Below are 18,125 nucleotides of genomic sequence, written 5' to 3'. Positions count from 1 at the left end.
GAGTCGGGGGCGGGCTCAGTCGCGCCACGCCTTCGCGGACGCGTCGGCGTACTCGGAGAAGTCGCGTGCCGGTCGGCCGAGGGCGCGCGGCACGCCGTCCGACAGGCCCGCGTCCAGGCCGCGCCGGATCGGGCCCACCGCCTCGGCGTACTCCTCCGCTTCGGCGGCGGACCAGCCAAGGCCGATGAGTTCGGTGACGAACTCCCGGTGCGAGAGCGGGACATAGCGGATCGCGCGGCCCGAGGCCCGGGAGATCTCGGCGACGGCATCGGCCATGGTCAGCGCCCGGGGCCCGGAGAGTTCGTACGTCTGCCCGGTGTGGCCGTCCTCGGTGAGCGCCGCGACCGCGACCTCGGCGATGTCCTCGGCGTCCACGAAGGAGGCCGCGCCGTCTCCGGCGGGCAGCCTCAACTCACCGGCGAGGATCGCGTCCCTGAAGAAACCCTCGCTGAAGTTCTGCGCGAACCACGCGGGGCGCAGGATCGTCCATGCGAGACCGCTGTCGCGCACCGCGCTCTCACCGTCGACGTGCGTGGCACCGGCGGAGTTCGCCTCGCCCGAGTAGCCGGGGACGTCGACGCCGCGCCCCGACAGGAGGACGACGCGTTCGACACCGAGCCGGGCGGCCCGTTCGACGAAGGGGCGGGTGAGCAACTCGCCGTCCAGCGGCACGAGATAGACGGTCCGTACTCCGTCCAGCGCGGCATCCCAGGTGGTGCGGTCCCGCCAGTCGAAGGGCGGTTCGGCGGAGCGGGCGGCGATCCGGACCGGGGTCCCCAGGGCGCGGAGCCGGGACACCACCCGGCGTCCGGACTTGCCGGTACCGCCGGTGACGAGAATCGGGTGCTTGGTCGGGTGCGGGGCTGAGTGGGTGGCCCGGTGCTTGGTCGTGGACGTGGTCGACTGTTCGGTCAGGTGCTTGGTCATGGGTCCAGTCAAGTCGCCCCATGTGAGACGATCCATGGCTGTTCCTCTCACTCCGATGTCCACGCGTCTACAGTGAAGGCGTGGATGTGCTCTCCGAACTGCTGGACGGTGTGCGGGCGCGGGGTGCCCTGTTCCAGCGGACGGTCATGAAGCGGCCATGGTCCCTGCGGTTCGCCAGTGGTTCACCCCTGACGCTCGCCACGATGCTGCGCGGCCGGGCATGGATCGTCCCCGCCGGCGGTGCACCCGTCCCGGTCGGCACCGGGGACATCGCGGTCATCAGCGGCCGGACGCCGTACAAGGTCGCGGACGACCCGGCCACGCCACCGCGCGCCGTGATCCACAGCTCCGACTACTGCGTGCGGGTCGGCGGCGCGACCGGCGATGCCGGAACCGATGGTGGGCCGGAGGGCTCGGCCCTGCTGCTCAGCGGCGCCTACACCGGCCGGGGCGAGATCAGTGAACGGCTGCTCCAGGCGCTGCCCGAGGTCCTGGTGGTCGCCGACGCGGCGTGCCACCGTCCCCTGCGGGATCTGGTGATCGAGCAGATCGTGACCGAGCAGCCCGGACAGCAGGTGATGCGTGACCGGCTTCTCGACCTGATGCTCCTGTCCACGCTGCGCGCCTGGTTCGACCGGCCCGACGTACGGGCGCCGGCATGGTACGGCGTGACCGACGATCCGGTGGTGGCGCGGGCCCTGCGGCTGCTCCACGAGGATCCGGCGCACCCGTGGACCGTGCAGAAACTCGCGGCCGGGGCGGGCGTGTCCCGCGCCGCACTGGCCCGCCGCTTCACCGCGCGGGTCGGCGAACCGCCGATGACGTACCTCACCGCGTGGCGCATCGGTATGGCGTCCGACCTGCTGCGCGCGTCGGACGCCACGGTCGGCTCGATCGCCCGCCGGGTCGGCTACGCGAACACCTTCGCCCTGAGCGTCGCGTTCAAGCGCGTACGGGGCACCACTCCGACCGAGCACCGGGCCGAGCACCAAGCCGAGCACCGCGCCATCGCGCCGGATTCAGAGGTGTGAGTGTCTTTGGGGTGGGGCGTGAGGTGCTAGTGAGCGTCGCGTTCCGCGGCGGCGTGCCACCATCCGGGCGGGGATGAGCCGGTGACCTCGGCGGTGGGCTGGTCGGGACGGAGTCCGAGCCGCCGAAGGGCATCGGCACGTACGCGGACGGTGAACCAGCCGTGCCAGTGGCCGTCGGAACCGATACCGCAGGACAAGTCCCAACGGATCTCGCCCTGTTCGAAGGGCATCCAGTCGATGCCGCGGTCACGCAGTCAGGCGCGTACGGCCGCCATCGGCCGGGGGCGGCCCGGCAGGTTCTCGTAGGCCGCGACGGTGATCCATTCGGCGCTGGGGTTCTGCATGGGGCTCATGATGCCGGGCGGTGGCACGGGTGTCATGGCCATTCATGCGGTCCGCCCGACGGTGTCCAGTGCCGGGGCGATGACGGTGAAGGCCCGGTCGAGCAGGGCGAGGGGGTCCTCGGTGGCGTCGCTGCCGCTCCATCGGTGCAGTACGGCGTCGAAGGCGGTCAGCGCCATTCCGGCGGCCAGCCGCGGGTACAACTCGGCGTCGGGGTCCAGCTCCAGGCGGTGCGCCAACTCCGCCGCCAGATCGTCGCGCCACTGCGCCTGACGCTCCAGGAAACGCGCGAGCAGAGCCGGCGTACGCAGAATCAGCTGGACCACCCGCAGGGCCCGATCGGAATGGTCGGCGCAGGCGGCGACGGGGACCGACACGGCGTGCAGCAGCGCCTGCGACGGCCGCTCCCCGGCGGGCCGGTCCGCCAGTTCCGCGCGCATCCCGGTGCCCATGTCGGCCAGGAACTGGACGACCACGTCCTCCTTGGACGCGAAGTACCGGAAGAACGTGCGCTTGGAGACGCCCGCGGTGGCCACGATCTCGTCCACCGTGACCGTGTCGAACCCTTTCAGGGCCAGCAGTTGCAGCGCCGCCTCGGTCAACTCGTTCGAGACGAACTGGCGTTTGCGCTGGGCGAGGCTCACTTCGGAGCGGGGTTCGGGGCGAGCTTCGGAGCGGGCTTCGGGGTGGACCTCTGAGCGGACCTCTGGGCGGGAGTTCACGGCGTCATGGTAACGCCATGCCTTGCGTGACACCTAGGCGCATGTTGACACCATGTGCCACCGAGGGCAGCATGTGCCGCATGACGCAGCAGCAGTGGACCGTGGACCGGATTCCGGACCAGACCAAGCGGGTGTTCGTCGTCACCGGGGCCAACAGCGGTCTCGGTCTGGCGACCACCCGGGCGCTCGCCCGGCGCGGCGGGCACGTGATCCTCGCCGTGCGCGACGAGAGGAAGGGGCGCCGGGCGGTCGCGGAGATCACCGCCGAACAGCCGGATGCCGACCTGGAGGTACGCCACCTCGACCTGGCCGACCTCGACTCGGTCCGGGCCTTCGCGGACCGCCTGCACACCGACCACCGGCACCTGGACGTGCTCGTCAACAACGCCGGAGTGATGGCGCCGCCCCGCTCGCTGAGCGCACAGGGCCATGAGCTGCAGTTCGCCTGCAACCATCTCGGCCACTTCGCGCTCACCGGGCTACTCCTCGACCTGCTGGCCCTCGGTGACAACCCCCGGGTGGTCACGGTCAGTTCGGTCAACCACCGCTCACGCTCGGCCCGGCTCCGCTTCGACGACCTCCACGGCGAGCGCCGCTACTCGCCCATGGGCCAGTACAACCAGTCGAAGCTCGCCAACGCCGTCTTCGGACAGGAACTCCACCGGCGCCTGACCGAGGCCGGCAGCCCGGTACGCAGCCTGCTCGCCCACCCCGGATATACCGCGACCAACCTTCAGAGCGGCACGCCGGTCGGCCTGTATCGGGTGGTGCTCGGCCGAATCGGCAACCCGCTGTTCGCCCAGCGCCCGGACCGCGGCGCGCTGCCGCAGCTCTACGCGGCGAGTGAACCGGGGCTGGAGGGCGGCCAGTTCATCGGTCCTGACGGTCCGGCCGAACTGCGCGGTGCGCCGACCCAGGTGCGCCCGTCACCCACGGCGTCCGACCCCGAGACGGGCCGCCGTCTGTGGGAGGTGTCGGAGCAACTGACCGACGTACGCTTCACGTTCCCGACCCGGGCCTGAGCGGTACCCGGCCGGGGGAGGGTCAGTCGCGGGCGGCCAGTGCGTCGAAGAGTGGCCAGCCGTCGATCTCCTTCACCCCGCGCGGAACGGGCAGGATCTCCCGTGCCACCGCCTCGTCCACGAACCGGCGGACGACACCCGGCTCGTGGAGGTTGAGTGTGAAGGGGCCGTCGCTGATCGCCCCCGAATGCAGCGGATAGGTCGCGATGGCGCGGCCGGGACCCCCGTAGAAGACGATCCGCAGGGCCGCGTCACTTCCTTCCGCGCGGAGGTACAGCACTTCGCGGCACTCGCGGCACCTGTGCCTCACGGACCACAGCCAGGTCACCTCGCCAACTGTCAGACGGCGCAAGCGGCGTTGATTCCTCACCCTCCCCACCCTACGGGCGAGGCAGGGCGAGGCAGGATGCCTCTGTGAACCATCTCCTGTGCGGGCTCGCCGCCCACCCGGCCCTGCCGTCCGAACTGGTCGACCGTCTCATCGCGGTCGCCGACGCCGACATTGCCTCGGACCTCGCCGCTCGCGCGGACCTCACCCGTGAACAGGCGGTCGCGCTGGCCGCACGCGTCGAGGAGAGCGCCGTACGACTCGTGTACGAGGGCCGGTTGACCGACGCCGACATCGACCCGGCGACACACCCGTACGCCGCTCTCGCGCTGCTCCACGAGGGTGCCGGGCGACCGGAGTGGGCGCGCCTGTTCGCGGCGGATCCGGACGCCGAACGCCGCGAGAAACTGGCGGCCTGCCCCGGCCTCCCGTCCGACGTGGTGCGGACGCTCGCGGCGGACACGGATGTACGGGTGGTCGCGGAACTGGCGCTGTGGACGACGCCGGAGGTGGCTGCCGGACTCGCCGCGCATCCCCACGCCGAGGTCCGCCGCGCGGTGGCCGTCAACGAAGCGACGCCCCCGGACATCCTGGCGGCGCTGATCACCGGCGAGGGGCTGCCTCCCGCCCGGCGATGCCTGGTCTGCGACCGCGAGGAGACACCCTTCACGCACGATCCGTACTGCCCGAGCCTCAACTGCGATTTGCTTCCGGGCGCCGCCTGCGGCGGTTCCCATGAGTCCACCGTGCACGACACGCAGGTCGCGGCCCTGCGGAACCCGGCCACGCCCACCGGGGCCGTCGTCGGATTCGCCGACCACCCTTCGATGATCGTGCGGTGTGCGCTCGCGGGCCGACCCGACCTGCCCCCGGAGGTGGGCGCGCGGCTCGCCAGGGACCCGATGCCCGGTGTCCGGGCCGAACTCGCCGGGAATCCCGCGATCGGCGACGCCCTGATCCGCGTACTGGCAGGCGACCGGGACCACGACGTGCTGCGCGAACTCGCCCACCATCCGCGGGTGCCGCTCGACGTCCTCACCGCGGACCTGGCCGGTGCCGTCAAGATCCGTGCCACCCTGCTGCCGCGGATCGCCGCCGCCTCTCCCGCCGAGGTCGAGACGCTGACCCAGGCACCGAACCCGGCCGTACGGATGCTCGTCGCCCAACGGCGCGACCTGCCCGCCGGAATCCGCGACGCGTTGGCCGGCGACCCCGACGCGAAAGTGGTCAAGTCCGTCGCGCCGCACCCGGGCCTCTCCGAAGCACGGCTGCGCGCCATGGTCGCCCGGCACGGAGCACGGGTCGTGGCCAAGGTGGCGGCCAATCCGGACGCATCTCCGGCGCTCCTTGAGGACCTGACCCGGTACGGGCGGGCGGTACACAAGGCGCTTCGCGAGGTCGCCCGGCACCGCAACGCGACGGCCCCGGCGCTCCTCGCCTGCCTGGCGGACCGCGAGGCAAGGCCGCACGCCGCAGGGCACCCGGCGCTCCCGCCCGAGGTCATCGCGGGGCTGCTGACCGACGCCGACTGGCAGGTGGTGGAATCGGCAGCCGCCAACCCGTCACTGCCGGCCGGTGTGGCGGCGGATCTGATACCCCGCCTGCCTATCCCGCGTGCTTACCCCGGCCGTACTCCACCCGCGTCCGTGAGCGGTGATCTCGCTGAGAGCAGTGATTACAACAGGAGTGGTGCAGGAGGCACCGGTGGGGAGCAGTGATCTCATCGAGAGCGGTGCACCGGATCAGGATCGGAGAAGCGCGGTCGGCCGCCGGCCTCGTAGCCTCGACGGCACACCCTGCACGGTAGGGTCGCGGCCCCGCTGTTCACCTGGACACCGGACCCTCGCGAAGGCGGCCCCGCAGCCACAGATGGAGAGACGATGAGCAAGGCCCAGAGAACGGACCCCCGGTCGCCCGTACGGCACGGCGCCGACAGCCACGATGTGATCCGCGTGCACGGCGCGCGCGTGAACAACCTCAAGGACGTCAGCGTCGAGATCCCGAAGCGCCGGCTGACGGTGTTCACGGGCGTCTCCGGCTCGGGGAAGAGTTCGCTGGTGTTCGACACGGTAGCGGCCGAGTCGCAGCGGCTGATCAATGAGACGTACAGCGCGTTCGTCCAGGGTTTCATGCCGACGCTGGCGCGGCCCGAGGTCGACGTACTCGAAGGGCTCACGACCGCGATCATCGTGGACCAGCAGCGGATGGGCGCCGACCCCCGCTCCACGGTCGGCACCGCCACCGACGCCAACGCGATGCTCCGCATCCTCTTCAGCAGGCTCGGCAAGCCGCACATCGGCCCGCCCAGCGCGTTCGCCTTCAACGTCCCGTCGGTCCGGGCGAGTGGTGCGATCACCGTCGAGCGCGGTGCCAGGAAGGCGGTGCGGGCGACCTTCAACCGCACCGGCGGCATGTGTACGCGCTGCGAAGGCCGTGGCACGGTCTCCGACATCGACCTCACCCAGCTCTACGACGACGCGAAGTCGCTGGCCGACGGCGCGTTCACCATCCCCGGCTGGAAGTCGGACAGCTTCTTCACCGTCCGGGTCTACGCCGAGTCGGGGCTGCTCGACCCGCACAAGCCGATCCGTGAGTTCACCGAGCAGGAGATGCGGGACTTCCTCCACCGGGAGCCGACCAAGGTGAAGGTCGAGGGGGTGAACCTCACCTTCGAGGGGCTGATCCCGAAGATCCAGAAGTCGTTCCTGTCCAAGGACCGGGAGGCGATGCAGCCGCATATCCGGGCGTTCGTGGACCGGGCGGTCACCTTCACCACCTGCCCCGAGTGTGACGGCACCCGGCTCAGCGAGGGGGCCCGCGCGTCGAAGATCAAGCGGATCAGCATCGCCGACGCCTGCGCGATGCAGATCAGTGATCTCGCGGAGTGGGTCCGCGGCCTGGACGAGCCGTCGGTGACACCACTGCTCACGACACTGGGACAGACCCTCGACTCGTTCGTGGAGATCGGCCTCGGCTATCTCTCCCTCGACCGGCCGGCCGGCACCCTGTCGGGCGGTGAGGCGCAACGCGTCAAGATGGTCCGTCACCTGGGCTCCTCGCTCACCGACACCACCTATGTCTTCGACGAGCCCACCGCGGGCCTGCACCCCCATGACATCCAGCGGATGAACAACCTGCTCCTGCGGCTGCGGGACAAGGGGAACACGGTGCTCGTCGTGGAGCACAAGCCGGAGACGATCGTGATCGCCGATCACGTCGTGGACCTCGGTCCCGGGGCCGGTACGGGGGGCGGCACCGTCTGCTTCGAAGGCACCGTCGAGGGGCTGCGGACCAGCGGCACCGTCACCGGCGGCCACTTCGACGACCGGGCCGCGCTCAAGGAGACCGTGCGGAAGCCCACCGGCAGCCTGGAGATCCGCGGTGCGACGACGCACAACCTGCGCGATGTCGACGTCGACATTCCGCTCGGGGTCCTGGTCGTCGTCACGGGTGTCGCCGGGTCCGGCAAGAGTTCGCTCGTCCACGGATCGATTCCCACCGGCGACGACGTGGTGTCGATCGACCAGAGCGCGATCAAGGGCTCACGGCGCAGCAACCCGGCGACGTACACCGGACTGCTCGACCCGATCCGCAAGGCGTTCGCCAAGGCCAACGGTGTGAAGCCGGCCCTGTTCAGCGCCAACTCCGAGGGTGCCTGCCCCACCTGCAACGGCGCCGGTGTCGTCTACACCGACCTGGCGATGATGGCCGGTGTCTCCACCGTCTGTGAGGACTGCGAGGGCAAGCGGTTCGAGGCATCGGTCCTCGACCACCACCTCGGTGGCCGCGACATCAGCGAGGTGCTCGCCATGTCGGTGACCGAAGCGCGGGAGTTCTTCGGCGCGGGCGAGGCGCACACACCGGCCGCGCACCGCGTCCTCGACCGGCTCGCCGACGTCGGGCTCGGCTACGTCAGCCTCGGCCAGCCGCTCACCACGCTGTCCGGCGGCGAGCGGCAGCGGCTCAAACTGGCCGCGCGGATGGCGGAGAAGGGCAGCGTCTACATCCTCGACGAGCCGACCACCGGCCTTCACCTCGCCGATGTCGAGCAACTGCTCGGCCTGCTCGACCGGCTGGTGGACTCCGGCAAGTCGGTCATCGTGGTCGAGCACCACCAGGCGGTCATGGCGCACGCCGACTGGATCATCGATCTCGGACCGGGCGCGGGTCACGACGGCGGCCACATCGTCTTCGAGGGCACCCCCACGGACCTGGTCAAGACCGCTTCCACCTTGACCGCCGAACACCTCGCGACGTACGTGGGCGGCTGACCGGGCGGCGGCCCCGGAAGCCACGGGAGTCGGGGGCGTCCGGGGAGTCCGGGGCCTCGGGGGAGTCCGGGCCCCTGGGTCTGGAGCCTGGAGCCTGGGTTCCGGAGCCCGGGGCTCTGCCGAAAAATGCGCTGCACGCGCGCCGGGCGGGCGTCTAGCCTCACGTCCATCGGCGTGTAGCTCAGCAGGAGAGCACCGGGCTCGGGACCCGGAGGGCGCAGGGGCGGTACCTGCCACGTCGGCGCTATGAAAGACGACGCTGAGCAGCAGCCTTCCGCCGGAATCAACCCGCCCGCCGGAGCCGATACATCCTTCGGGGCCGATCCGTCCTTCGGAGCCGATCCGTCCGCCGGAGTCGATCCATCGGGCGGAATCATTCCATCCGCGAGCTACCCGCAGCGGCTGCCGGCCCGTGCCTTCCTGACCGCGTCGACCCACGCCGACGAAGCGACCCGGCGCCGTGCCGAGACCCGGGTCGCCCGCTGGCGTGCCGTGCTCCCCGGGATGGCCGACGGCCGCCTGACCATCGGCTCGCGTACGCTGGCGTCCGCACCCTGGCGACAGCCGAGATAAACGAGACGCGGCCCCCTGCTCAGGGGCCTCGAACCTCTCCCGGATTCGCGGAGCTGTGCGCCCGCCGGGCCGGCGTGTCCGGAGACTGGTCGGTCGCGGCCAACGGAATGGTCATCGAACAGGCCCAGATCCTCACCACCCACAACCTGGCCACCCTGGTCACCCGGGTCGGCATCGACCCCGAACCCGGCTGGGACGACCTGGCCCGCCGCAGCTTCACCACCGTGTGCCGGACGACGGCCCGCGTACACAACAACCCGTGGCCCCTGCCCACGATCAAGGACGCGGCGTACGCCTGGCGCCAGATGGTGTTCCACCTGTCGCTGTGCGACCCCGAGACGCAGGCCGAGGTGATCGCCGGCCTCTACGAGGAGGCGACCCGTCACCCCACCCATGTCGCGTCCCGCCTCGCCCCGGCCCTGAACGGCCTGCGCCAGACCGCAGCGGGCGGCACCCCGAACACCAAGCCCGGCCGCCGCCTCCTCGCCTGGACCACAACCCACCACTGGCTCCAACCGAACCCCCACCTCTGACCGCCCCCCGCCTTTGGCGTGACACGAGCGCTCCGGTCGGCCCCGCTCACCACCTCACATGCTCAGACCGTTCACGTCAGCGGCCCGTACGCATGCCACGGCTGGTCATCCATCAATGGCCGGGTCACCTTCCAGGGGCAGGCGGTCGCGGTAGTACTCCGATTCCAACCACTCCTCCTTCACGAAGAGCGGACGCGTCAGGCGTGCTTCCCCAACCTGCTGTGAACGCATCAGAAGCCCCAGATCAGTCAGGGAAAGAGAGTCATCGAGGGTGTACAGCAGACAGTTGCCGTGCTGGGCGGCGTGATCAAGGAGGTACTGGTGCGCATGCTCGGGATCACGCCCCGCCAGCGGGAAGCCGGCCAAAGACCTGCGGTCCGGTCATCGCATCCAGCGCGACGCACGCAAGCCTGCCCGCGTCGTAGAACACCTGCACCCCGTCGGGGAAGTCTTCCTGCCCGTACGGGCCGCCGCCCCGTTCCAGCGGCCCAGAGACATGAAGCGCCTCGGCAACCTCTTCCGGGCACATCCCGAACCGGAGAGGTCCCACACCACCTTCGGACAGGATCTCCCAGCGCTCCCGTTCCTCATCTGCACTCACGATCGCCCCTCCTTCGTCCGGCCGGCCCATGGCCGTGTCCACGGTTCTGGCCGGGCACAGCGTGCACGCGACCGGCGCCCAAGTTCCAACTGAGCTGCTCAAGTGCCAGCTACAGTGCTCAGCCGCTCCAGGTCCGCACTCCCACCCGACGGCGTTGCATAAACGTGCATTCCTGCGTATAGTCATGCTCTCCAGGAGGAGGATTCATGGTGGTGCGTGTGGCGGTGGCTGGGGCCAGTGGGTATGCGGGTGGGGAGGTGCTGCGGCTGCTCCTGGGGCATCCCGGGGTCGAGATCGGGGCGCTGACCGGGAACTCCAACGCGGGACAGCGCCTGGGCTCCCTGCAGCCGCATCTGCTCCCGCTCGCCGACCGCGTTCTCGCCGAGACCACCCCCGATGTCCTCGCCGGGCACGACGTCGTGTTCCTGGCGCTGCCGCACGGCGCGTCCGCCGCCGTCGCCGAACAGCTCGGCCCCGATGTCCTCGTCGTGGACATGGGCGCCGACTTCCGGCTGCGCGACGCCGCCGACTGGGAGCGGTTCTACGGCTCGCCGCACGCGGGGACCTGGCCCTACGGCCTGCCCGAACTGCCGGGTGGCCGCGCCGCGCTGGAGGGGTCCAAGCGCATCGCGGTGCCCGGCTGCTACCCCACGGCCGTCTCGCTCGCCCTGTGCCCCGCGTACGCGGCCGGTCTGGTCGAGCCCGACGCGGTGATCGTCGCCGCCTCCGGCACCTCCGGCGCCGGCAAGGCCCCCAAGACCCACCTCCTCGGCAGCGAGGTCATCGGCTCCGTGTCCCCGTACGGAGTCGGCGGAGGGCACCGGCACACGCCCGAGATGATCCAGAACCTCAGCGCGGCGGCCGGCGAACCCGTCACCGTCTCCTTCACGCCGACGCTCGTCCCGATGTCCCGCGGCATCCTCGCCACGTGCAGCGCCAAGCCCCGGGCGGGCGTCACCGCCGAGTCCGTCCGCGCCGCGTACGAGAAGGCGTTCGCCGACGAACCGTTCGTGCGGCTGCTGCCCGAGGGGCAGTGGCCCGCCACCGCGTCCGTGTACGGCTCCAACGCCGCGCAGATCCAGGTCGCGTACGACGCCGCCGCGCACCGCGTCATCGCGATCAGCGCCATCGACAACCTCACCAAGGGCACCGCGGGTGGTGCCGTCCAGAGCATGAACATCGCCCTGGGGATCGAAGAGACCACCGGACTTTCCACGATCGGAGTCGCACCGTGAGCGTCACCGCTGCCAAGGGCTTCACCGCCTCCGGCATCGCCGCCGGGATCAAGCAGAACGGCAACCCGGACCTGGCCCTCGTGGTCAACACCGGGCCCCGCCTGTCCGCCGCGGGCGTCTTCACCTCCAACCGCGTCAAGGCCGCCCCGGTCCTCTGGTCCGAGCAGGTACTCAAGGGCGGCCAGGTCTCCGCCGTGGTCCTCAACTCCGGTGGCGCCAACGCCTGTACGGGACCTCAGGGCTTCCAGGACACCCACGCCACCGCCGAGAAGGTCGCCGAAACCCTCGGCCTGAGCGCCGGTGAGGTCGCCGTCGCCTCGACCGGCCTCATCGGCCTGCTGCTGCCGATGGACAAGCTGCTGCCGGGCGTCGGGACCGCCGCCGCCCAGCTCAGCGAGCACGGCGGCGAGAAGGCCGCCATCGCCATCAAGACCACCGACACCGTCCACAAGACGGCCGTTGTCAGCCGCGACGGGTGGAGCGTCGGCGGTATGGCCAAGGGCGCCGGCATGCTCGCCCCCGGCCTCGCCACCATGCTGGTCGTCCTCACCACCGACGCCGACGTCGACACCCCGGCCCTCGACACGGCCCTGCGCGCCGCCACCAAGGTCACCTTCGACCGCGTCGACTCCGACGGCTGCATGTCCACCAACGACACCGTCCTGCTGCTCGCCTCCGGCGCGTCCGGCGTCACCCCCGACCAGGAAGCGTTCGCCGAGGCGGTACGGGAGGTCTGCGACAACCTCGGCCGGCAGCTCATCGGCGACGCCGAGGGCGCCAGCAAGGACATCCGGATCGACGTGATCAATGCGGCGAGCGAGGACGACGCCGTCGAGGTGGGCCGCTCCATCGCCCGTAACAACCTCCTCAAGTGCGCCCTGCACGGCGAGGACCCGAACTGGGGCCGAGTCCTGTCCGCCATCGGCACCACCTCCGCCGCCTTCGAACCCGACGAGCTGAACGTCGCTATCAACGGCGTCTGGGTCTGCAAGAACGGCGGCGTCGGCGAGGACCGCGACCTGGTCGACATGCGCTACCGGGAGGTCGTCATCACCGCCGACCTCGCCGCCGGCTCCGAGACCGCCACGATCTGGACCAACGACCTCACCGCCGACTACGTCCACGAGAACAGCGCGTACTCCTCATGAGCGCCCGTAAGCACACCGCGCTGCCCAAGGCGCAGATCCTCATCGAGGCGCTGCCCTGGCTGACCCGGCACCACGGCAAGACCGTCGTCGTGAAGTTCGGCGGCAACGCGATGGTCGACGAGGACCTCAAGGCCGCCTTCGCACAGGACGTCGTGTTCCTGCGCCACGCGGGCCTCAAACCGGTCGTCGTGCACGGCGGCGGCCCCCAGATCAGCGCCCAGCTCGACCGGCACGGCCTGGTCAGCGAGTTCAAGGCGGGCCTGCGCGTCACCACACCCGAGGCGATGGACGTCGTACGGATGGTCCTCGCCGGACAGGTCCAGCGCGAACTGGTCGGACTGCTCAACCAGCACGGCCCGTTCGCCGTCGGCCTCACCGGCGAGGACGCCCACACCATCACCGCCGTCCGGCACCGCCCCGAGATCGACGGGGAACGCATCGACATCGGCCGGGTCGGCGAGATCACCCGGATCGAGACCGGCGCGATCACCGCCCTACTCGACGACGGCCGTATCCCCGTCGTCTCGTCCATCGCGCGCTCCGGCGACGACGGACACATCTACAACGTCAACGCCGACACGGCCGCCGCCGCCCTCGCCGCCGCCCTGAACGCCGAGACGCTGATGGTCCTCACCGATGTCGAGGGCCTCTACGAGGACTGGCCGAACAGCGACGAGGTCATCAGCAGGCTCACCGCGAGCCAACTGGAGAAGCTGCTGCCCGAACTGGCCAGCGGCATGGTCCCGAAGATGGAGGGCTGTCTGCACGCCGTCCGTAACGGCGTCCGCACCGCCCGCGTCATCGACGGGCGGGTCCAGCACTCGATCCTGCTGGAGATCTTCACCGACGAGGGCATCGGCACGATGGTCGTGCCGGACGAGGAGGGGGACGCATGACCGGCAACGACAACCTCACCCGGCGCTGGCAGGCCGCGCTCATGGACAACTACGGCACCCCGCGCCTGCCCCTGGTCCGCGGCGAGGGCACCCGTGTGTGGGACGCCGACGGCACCGCGTACCTCGACTTCGTCGGCGGGATCGCCGTGAACGCGCTCGGGCACGCGCATCCCGCGGTCGTCGGGGCCGTCAGCGAGCAGATCGCCTCGCTCGGCCATGTCTCGAACCTGTTCGTCGCTCAGCCCCCCGTCGCCCTCGCCGAACGCCTGCTCCAACTCTTCGGCCGCGAAGGCCGGGTGTACTTCTGCAACTCCGGTGGCGAGGCCAACGAGGCCGCCTTCAAGATCGGGCGGCTGACCGGGCGCCGCCACATGGTCGCCACGCAGGGCGCCTTCCACGGCCGCACCATGGGCGCCCTCGCCCTCACCGGCCAGCCCGCCAAGCAGGAACCTTTCCGCCCGCTGCCCGGCGACGTCACCCATGTCCCGTACGGCGACGTCGAGGCCCTGCGCGCCGCCGTCACCGAGGACACCGCACTGGTGATCATCGAGCCGATCCAGGGCGAGAACGGCGTCGTCGTCCCCCCGGCCGGCTATCTCAGGGCGGCCCGCGAGATCACCCGCGCCACCGGCACCCTGCTCGTCCTGGACGAGGTGCAGACCGGCGTCGGCCGCACCGGACACTGGTTCGCGTACCAGGCGCACGAGGGCGTGGACCCCGATGTCGTCACCCTCGCGAAGGCGCTCGGCGGCGGACTGCCGCTCGCCGCGACCGTCGCCTTCGGGCCGGCGGCCGACCTGCTGAAGCCGGGCCACCACGGCACGACGTTCGGCGGCAACCCCGTCGCGTGCGCCGCCGGACTCGCCGTACTCGACACCGTCGCGGACGACGGCCTGCTGGAGAACGTGAAGCGGACCGGCGAGCGGCTGCGGGGCGGAATCGAGTCCCTGGGGCACCCGTTGATCAGCCATGTCCGGGGCGCGGGCCTCCTGCTGGGTATCGTGCTCACCGAGCCGCTCGCGTCGCAGGCGCAGCAGGCGGCTCAGGACGCCGGCTTCCTCGTCAACGCGCCCGCACCCGATGTCGTACGGCTGATGCCGCCGCTGAACGTCCGCGACGACGAGGTGGACGCGTTCCTGGGGGCCCTGGCCGGCGTTCTCGACACAGTCCACGGGGACGGACGAGCCGGAGAATGAAGCGACGATGAGTCAGGCGCAGCAGGACAACGATCACGCGGGACCCGCCGTGCCGCAGACCCGCACCGCACGGCATCGGCGGATCGTGGACATCCTCAACCGGCAGCCGGTCCGCTCCCAGAGCCAACTCGCGAAGCTCCTCGCCGACGACGGGCTGAACGTCACCCAGGCGACGCTCTCCCGGGACCTGGACGAGCTGAACGCGGTGAAGATCCGCAACAACGACGGCGACCTCATCTACGCGGTGCCGAGCGAGGGTGGTTTCCGCACCCCGCGCGCGCCGCTGGGGGAGTCGGCGAAGGAGGAGCGGATGCGGCGCCTCTCCGGAGAGCTGCTGATCTCGGCAGAGGCATCGGCGAACCTCGTCGTCCTCCGCACACCCCCCGGCGCCGCCCAATTCCTGGCCTCAGCCATCGACCAGGCCGAACTCCACGGAATCCTGGGCACGATCGCAGGCGACGACACGTTGCTGCTGATCAGCAGAGAGGCGACGGGAGGCCAGGCACTCGCCGACCACCTGCTGAGACTGGCGCAGAAGGATCACTGAATATTTCCGGGTGGCCGGGGCGCTCAATACCGGGTCAGCGCCGTCGCGCCAGACCTCGTTCCGATGGCAATATGCGGCGCCCGATCCAACCTCACCCAGGACAGAACCTCCCGCATGGAGCCCAGCGGCAGCGACACGCACCCCGCTGTCGCGCCCTTCCCGTTGACATGGAGGAAGATGCCGGCCCCCCGGCCCCGTACCGGACGGTGGTAGTTGAAGCCGATGACCAGGGCGTGGGCGTACTGGGTCGCGTAGCTGACGAGGTGTTCCGACTCGGTGGCGCGGCAGTCCGCCGGGCGCGGTTCGGTCCAGCGGTTGTACGCGCGCGAGTCGTTGTCCTGGCACCACCAGGAGGTCTCGCGGACCGGCCGGTACGGGATCGCCGTGCCGGCCGGCGCGCGCTTGATGCCGAAGGCGAACGGCAGGTCGTACAGACCGGTGGGCGTCGTGTTGGTGCCCTGTCTGCGGGAGCCGCCCTCGGTGAGCCCCTTGGCGCCGAAGCGTGCCTTCGCCGACCCGGCCGCGACCCACTGTCCGTCGCGCAGGTCCCACCAGGTGACCGTCCCGGTCGTCGCGTCCGCGCGCGCGGCCTGGGCGGTGATCAGCTGGCTGCCGCCGCCGGTGTCCGCCATCCGCGCGGGCAGCGGCACCGGGTGGGACATGGGGCCGGGCGGGGCGGCGCCCAGGGTGAGCAGGGCGGCGGACAGGATCGCGGTGACTGCGAGGCGCATGCCTCAGAACGTACGGCCCGGCAGCGGCAACGGCAGCCCGGGTAGGCCGTCCAGGCTCGTCGCCACATGGTCCTTCTTCTCGAAGTAGGCGCCCAGCGACGCGTCGTCCTCGCGCGCGAACCGCTTGGCGTGCAGATCGCGGTCCTCCTCGTACGCCATGAACGGCACCGCGTATCCGCAGGTGTCGCGGACGAGTTCGGCGGTGACCACGATGACGGCACGCAGTCCGTGCGGGGTGGGGTCGATGTCCGGGAAGTGCCCGACCAGCTCGGGGAAGCGGGGGTCGTCGCGGAAGACGGGCTCCCCCCGGCCATGCACCCGGACGATGTTCGGCGGGCCCTGGAAGGCGCACCACATGAGGGTGATCCGGCCGTTCTCGCGGAGGTGCGCGATGGTCTCCGCGTTGCTCCCCGCGAAGTCGAGATACGCGACCGTGTGCTCGTCGAGGACCACGAAGGAGCCGCTCAGGCCCTTGGGCGAGAGATTGATGGTGCCGTCGCCCGAGAGGGGTGCCGTCGCCGTGAAGAAGACGGGCTGCGCCTCGATGAACGTGCGGAGTCTGCCGTCGATGCGTTCATAAGTCTTTCCCATGTCCACCGATTATCGACGGAGGTCATTCGGAAGTCTAATGATTTGGGCGCCTAAGTATTCGTGTCCCCGGACGCATCCCTCGGGTGAATTGACGAACCATGCAGGGCAGTGCATACTCATGCATATCAGCGAATGCACTTGTAAGGAGAAACCCGTGACCGAGCGCGTCGTACTCGCCTACTCGGGCGGCCTGGACACCTCCGTCGCGATCGGTTGGATCGCCGAGGAGACGGGCGCCGAGGTCATCGCCGTCGCCGTGGACGTCGGCCAGGGCGGCGAAGACCTGGACGTCATCCGCAAGCGCGCGCTCGCCTGCGGTGCCGTCGAGGCCGAGGTCGCGGACGCGAAGGACGAGTTCGCCGAGGAATACTGCCTCCCGGCGATCAAGGCCAACGCCCTCTACATGGACCGCTATCCGCTGGTCTCCGCACTGTCCCGGCCCACCATCGTCAAGCACCTGGTGGCCGCCGCGAAGAAGCACGGCGCGTCGATCGTCGCCCACGGCTGCACCGGCAAGGGCAACGACCAGGTCCGCTTCGAGGCCGGTATCGCCTCCCTCGCGCCCGACCTCAAGTGCATCGCCCCGGTCCGTGACTACGCGATGACGCGTGACAAGGCCATCGCCTTCTGCGAGGAGAAGAACCTCCCGATCGCGACCACCAAGAAGTCCCCGTACTCCATCGACCAGAACGTCTTCGGACGCGCCGTCGAGACGGGCTTCCTGGAGGACATCTGGAACGCGCCGATCGAGGACATCTACGAGTACACGCAGAACCCGGCCGTGCAGCGCGAGGCCGACGAGGTCGTCATCTCCTTCAAGGAGGGCGTCCCGGTCGCGATCGACGGCAGGCCGGTCACCGTGCTCCAGGCGATCCAGCAGCTCAACGAGCGCGCGGGTGCCCAGGGCATCGGCCGGATCGACATGGTCGAGGACCGCCTCGTCGGCATCAAGTCCCGCGAGGTGTACGAGGCGCCGGGCGCCATCGCGCTGATCACCGCCCACCAGGAGCTGGAGAACGTCACCGTCGAGCGTGAACTCGCCCGCTACAAGCGGCAGGTCGAGCAGCGCTGGGGCGAGCTGGTCTACGACGGCCTCTGGTTCTCGCCGCTCAAGCGCGCCCTGGACGGCTTCATCGACGAGGCCAACCAGCACGTCACCGGCGACATCCGGCTGACCCTCAGCGGGGGACGCGCCGTCGTCACCGGTCGCAGGTCCGAGGAGTCGCTGTACGACTTCAACCTCGCCACCTACGACTCGGGCGACACCTTCGACCAGTCCAAGGCGCAGGGCTTCATCGACATCTTCGGCCTGTCGTCGAAGATCGCCGCCAAGCGGGACCTGGCGTAACCGGACCAGGCACCACCGGATCTGGCGTAACCGGTGGAAGCCGGCGCAGCCGATAGCGTTTCCCCCGCCTCCCCGCCGTGCGT

20 protein-coding genes and 1 tRNA gene are annotated in these 18,125 nt (G+C 70.5%); 13 read left to right on the top strand and 8 right to left on the bottom strand.

All coding sequences use genetic code 11. From position 1 onward, the window contains the following. Positions 1–15 precede the first annotated feature (15 nt). Positions 16–927 carry an NAD(P)H-binding protein gene (locus ACFVT5_RS34355; RefSeq protein ID WP_389896194.1) on the bottom strand — a complete coding sequence of 304 codons (912 nt, stop codon included), beginning with the start codon at positions 925–927 and terminating at the stop codon, positions 16–18. An 80-nt stretch (positions 928–1,007) separates the two neighbouring features. On the opposite strand from ACFVT5_RS34355, the gene ACFVT5_RS34350 reads away from it, so the two are divergent. After that, on the top strand, positions 1,008–1,958 hold the full coding sequence (locus ACFVT5_RS34350; RefSeq protein ID WP_389896192.1) for an AraC family transcriptional regulator: 951 nt from the start codon (positions 1,008–1,010) through the stop codon (positions 1,956–1,958). 26 nt (positions 1,959–1,984) lie between these two features. Here ACFVT5_RS34350 and ACFVT5_RS34345 read toward each other — a convergent pair whose 3' ends face one another. Both ACFVT5_RS34345 and ACFVT5_RS34340 read right to left on the bottom strand, forming a co-directional pair. Further along, complete coding sequence (locus ACFVT5_RS34345) at positions 1,985–2,188, bottom strand: hypothetical protein (RefSeq protein WP_389896190.1); 204 nt, start codon at positions 2,186–2,188, stop codon at positions 1,985–1,987. Positions 2,189–2,344: 156 nt separating this feature from the next. After that, positions 2,345–2,944, bottom strand: coding sequence for a TetR family transcriptional regulator (locus ACFVT5_RS34340; RefSeq protein WP_389896375.1), 600 nt, complete (start codon positions 2,942–2,944; stop codon positions 2,345–2,347). Between the two features lie 158 nt (positions 2,945–3,102). Between ACFVT5_RS34340 and ACFVT5_RS34335 the strand changes: the two genes are divergently transcribed. After that, positions 3,103–4,044, top strand: a complete 942-nt coding sequence (locus ACFVT5_RS34335; RefSeq protein WP_389896188.1) for an oxidoreductase — start codon at positions 3,103–3,105, stop codon at positions 4,042–4,044. A 22-nt stretch (positions 4,045–4,066) separates the two neighbouring features. Here ACFVT5_RS34335 and ACFVT5_RS34330 read toward each other — a convergent pair whose 3' ends face one another. Next, complete coding sequence (locus ACFVT5_RS34330; protein ID WP_389896185.1) at positions 4,067–4,354, bottom strand: hypothetical protein; 288 nt, start codon at positions 4,352–4,354, stop codon at positions 4,067–4,069. Positions 4,355–4,458: 104 nt separating this feature from the next. Between ACFVT5_RS34330 and ACFVT5_RS34325 the strand changes: the two genes are divergently transcribed. The 5 genes from ACFVT5_RS34325 (at position 4,459) to ACFVT5_RS34305 (ending at position 9,749) form a co-directional block, all read left to right on the top strand. Then, positions 4,459–6,090: a hypothetical protein gene (locus ACFVT5_RS34325; protein ID WP_389896182.1), complete on the top strand. Its 1,632-nt coding sequence runs from the start codon at positions 4,459–4,461 to the stop codon at positions 6,088–6,090. A gap of 162 nt (positions 6,091–6,252) precedes the next feature. Continuing rightward, positions 6,253–8,643 (top strand): ATP-binding cassette domain-containing protein, encoded by a 2,391-nt coding sequence (locus ACFVT5_RS34320; RefSeq protein ID WP_389896179.1) that lies wholly within the window; start codon positions 6,253–6,255, stop codon positions 8,641–8,643. A 170-nt stretch (positions 8,644–8,813) separates the two neighbouring features. Then, a tRNA-Pro gene (locus tag ACFVT5_RS34315) sits at positions 8,814–8,885 on the top strand. A gap of 4 nt (positions 8,886–8,889) precedes the next feature. After that, the gene (locus ACFVT5_RS34310; RefSeq protein ID WP_389896176.1) at positions 8,890–9,216 is read left to right on the top strand and encodes a hypothetical protein; all 327 of its coding nucleotides are present in this window, start codon (positions 8,890–8,892) and stop codon (positions 9,214–9,216) included. A gap of 74 nt (positions 9,217–9,290) precedes the next feature. Then, a complete protein-coding gene (locus ACFVT5_RS34305; RefSeq protein ID WP_389896174.1) occupies positions 9,291–9,749 on the top strand; it encodes a hypothetical protein in 459 nt (152 codons plus the stop codon). A gap of 105 nt (positions 9,750–9,854) precedes the next feature. On the opposite strand, the gene ACFVT5_RS34300 is transcribed toward ACFVT5_RS34305, so the two are convergent. Beyond that, a complete protein-coding gene (locus tag ACFVT5_RS34300; RefSeq protein ID WP_389896172.1) occupies positions 9,855–10,115 on the bottom strand; it encodes a hypothetical protein in 261 nt (86 codons plus the stop codon). Next, on the bottom strand, positions 10,087–10,350 hold the full coding sequence (locus tag ACFVT5_RS34295) for a hypothetical protein (protein ID WP_389896169.1): 264 nt from the start codon (positions 10,348–10,350) through the stop codon (positions 10,087–10,089). Before ACFVT5_RS34295 ends, ACFVT5_RS34300 begins: the two co-directional genes overlap by 29 nt. 206 nt (positions 10,351–10,556) lie before the next feature. On the opposite strand from ACFVT5_RS34295, the gene argC reads away from it, so the two are divergent. The 5 genes from argC to ACFVT5_RS34270 are packed head-to-tail and all read left to right on the top strand — an operon-like array spanning position 10,557 to position 15,372. Beyond that, positions 10,557–11,585, top strand: a complete 1,029-nt coding sequence (argC, locus tag ACFVT5_RS34290) for an N-acetyl-gamma-glutamyl-phosphate reductase (RefSeq protein ID WP_389896167.1) — start codon at positions 10,557–10,559, stop codon at positions 11,583–11,585. After that, the gene (gene argJ, locus ACFVT5_RS34285) at positions 11,582–12,733 is read left to right on the top strand and encodes a bifunctional glutamate N-acetyltransferase/amino-acid acetyltransferase ArgJ (RefSeq protein WP_389896164.1); all 1,152 of its coding nucleotides are present in this window, start codon (positions 11,582–11,584) and stop codon (positions 12,731–12,733) included. Before argC ends, argJ begins: the two co-directional genes overlap by 4 nt. Continuing rightward, positions 12,730–13,629: an acetylglutamate kinase gene (argB, locus tag ACFVT5_RS34280; protein WP_389896162.1), complete on the top strand. Its 900-nt coding sequence runs from the start codon at positions 12,730–12,732 to the stop codon at positions 13,627–13,629. Before argJ ends, argB begins: the two co-directional genes overlap by 4 nt. Beyond that, positions 13,626–14,825 carry an acetylornithine transaminase gene (locus tag ACFVT5_RS34275; RefSeq protein WP_389896160.1) on the top strand — a complete coding sequence of 400 codons (1,200 nt, stop codon included), beginning with the start codon at positions 13,626–13,628 and terminating at the stop codon, positions 14,823–14,825. The genes argB and ACFVT5_RS34275 overlap by 4 nt, the downstream gene beginning before the upstream one ends. 7 nt (positions 14,826–14,832) lie before the next feature. Beyond that, positions 14,833–15,372 (top strand): arginine repressor, encoded by a 540-nt coding sequence (locus ACFVT5_RS34270; protein ID WP_389896158.1) that lies wholly within the window; start codon positions 14,833–14,835, stop codon positions 15,370–15,372. 23 nt (positions 15,373–15,395) lie between these two features. Here the strand turns inward: ACFVT5_RS34270 and ACFVT5_RS34265 are convergent, their stop codons facing one another. After that, entirely contained in the window at positions 15,396–16,103 is a 708-nt protein-coding gene (locus tag ACFVT5_RS34265; protein ID WP_389896156.1) for a L,D-transpeptidase, read from the bottom strand. Positions 16,104–16,106: 3 nt separating this feature from the next. After that, positions 16,107–16,694 (bottom strand): pyridoxamine 5'-phosphate oxidase family protein, encoded by a 588-nt coding sequence (locus tag ACFVT5_RS34260; protein ID WP_389896154.1) that lies wholly within the window; start codon positions 16,692–16,694, stop codon positions 16,107–16,109. 154 nt (positions 16,695–16,848) lie between these two features. Here ACFVT5_RS34260 and ACFVT5_RS34255 point away from each other — a divergent pair, with 154 nt between their 5' ends. Beyond that, positions 16,849–18,042, top strand: a complete 1,194-nt coding sequence (locus ACFVT5_RS34255; protein ID WP_389896152.1) for an argininosuccinate synthase — start codon at positions 16,849–16,851, stop codon at positions 18,040–18,042. Positions 18,043–18,125: the final 83 nt, after the last annotated feature.

Origin of the sequence: Streptomyces sp. NPDC058001, from assembly GCF_042886315.1 — a bacterium.
GTDB lineage: Bacteria > Actinomycetota > Actinomycetes > Streptomycetales > Streptomycetaceae > Streptomyces.
Note: the sequence above shows the minus strand (reverse complement) of the source record. Positions and strands in the feature narration are given on the sequence as shown.

Excerpts from the sequence above, each read along its gene's own strand:
- ACFVT5_RS34335 (WP_389896188.1), top strand. The coding sequence starts at position 3,103 with ATGACGCAGCAGCAGTGGACCGTGGACCGGATTCCGGACCAGACCAAG.
- ACFVT5_RS34275 (WP_389896160.1), top strand. The coding sequence starts at position 13,626 with ATGACCGGCAACGACAACCTCACCCGGCGCTGGCAGGCCGCGCTCATG.
- argC (WP_389896167.1), top strand. The coding sequence starts at position 10,557 with ATGGTGGTGCGTGTGGCGGTGGCTGGGGCCAGTGGGTATGCGGGTGGG.
- ACFVT5_RS34310 (WP_389896176.1), top strand. The coding sequence starts at position 8,890 with ATGAAAGACGACGCTGAGCAGCAGCCTTCCGCCGGAATCAACCCGCCC.
- ACFVT5_RS34355 (WP_389896194.1), bottom strand. The coding sequence starts at position 927 with ATGACCAAGCACCTGACCGAACAGTCGACCACGTCCACGACCAAGCAC.
- argB (WP_389896162.1), top strand. The coding sequence starts at position 12,730 with ATGAGCGCCCGTAAGCACACCGCGCTGCCCAAGGCGCAGATCCTCATC.
- ACFVT5_RS34345 (WP_389896190.1), bottom strand. The coding sequence starts at position 2,188 with ATGCCCTTCGAACAGGGCGAGATCCGTTGGGACTTGTCCTGCGGTATC.
- ACFVT5_RS34265 (WP_389896156.1), bottom strand. The coding sequence starts at position 16,103 with ATGCGCCTCGCAGTCACCGCGATCCTGTCCGCCGCCCTGCTCACCCTG.
- ACFVT5_RS34260 (WP_389896154.1), bottom strand. The coding sequence starts at position 16,694 with ATGGGAAAGACTTATGAACGCATCGACGGCAGACTCCGCACGTTCATC.
- ACFVT5_RS34320 (WP_389896179.1), top strand. The coding sequence starts at position 6,253 with ATGAGCAAGGCCCAGAGAACGGACCCCCGGTCGCCCGTACGGCACGGC.
- ACFVT5_RS34270 (WP_389896158.1), top strand. The coding sequence starts at position 14,833 with ATGAGTCAGGCGCAGCAGGACAACGATCACGCGGGACCCGCCGTGCCG.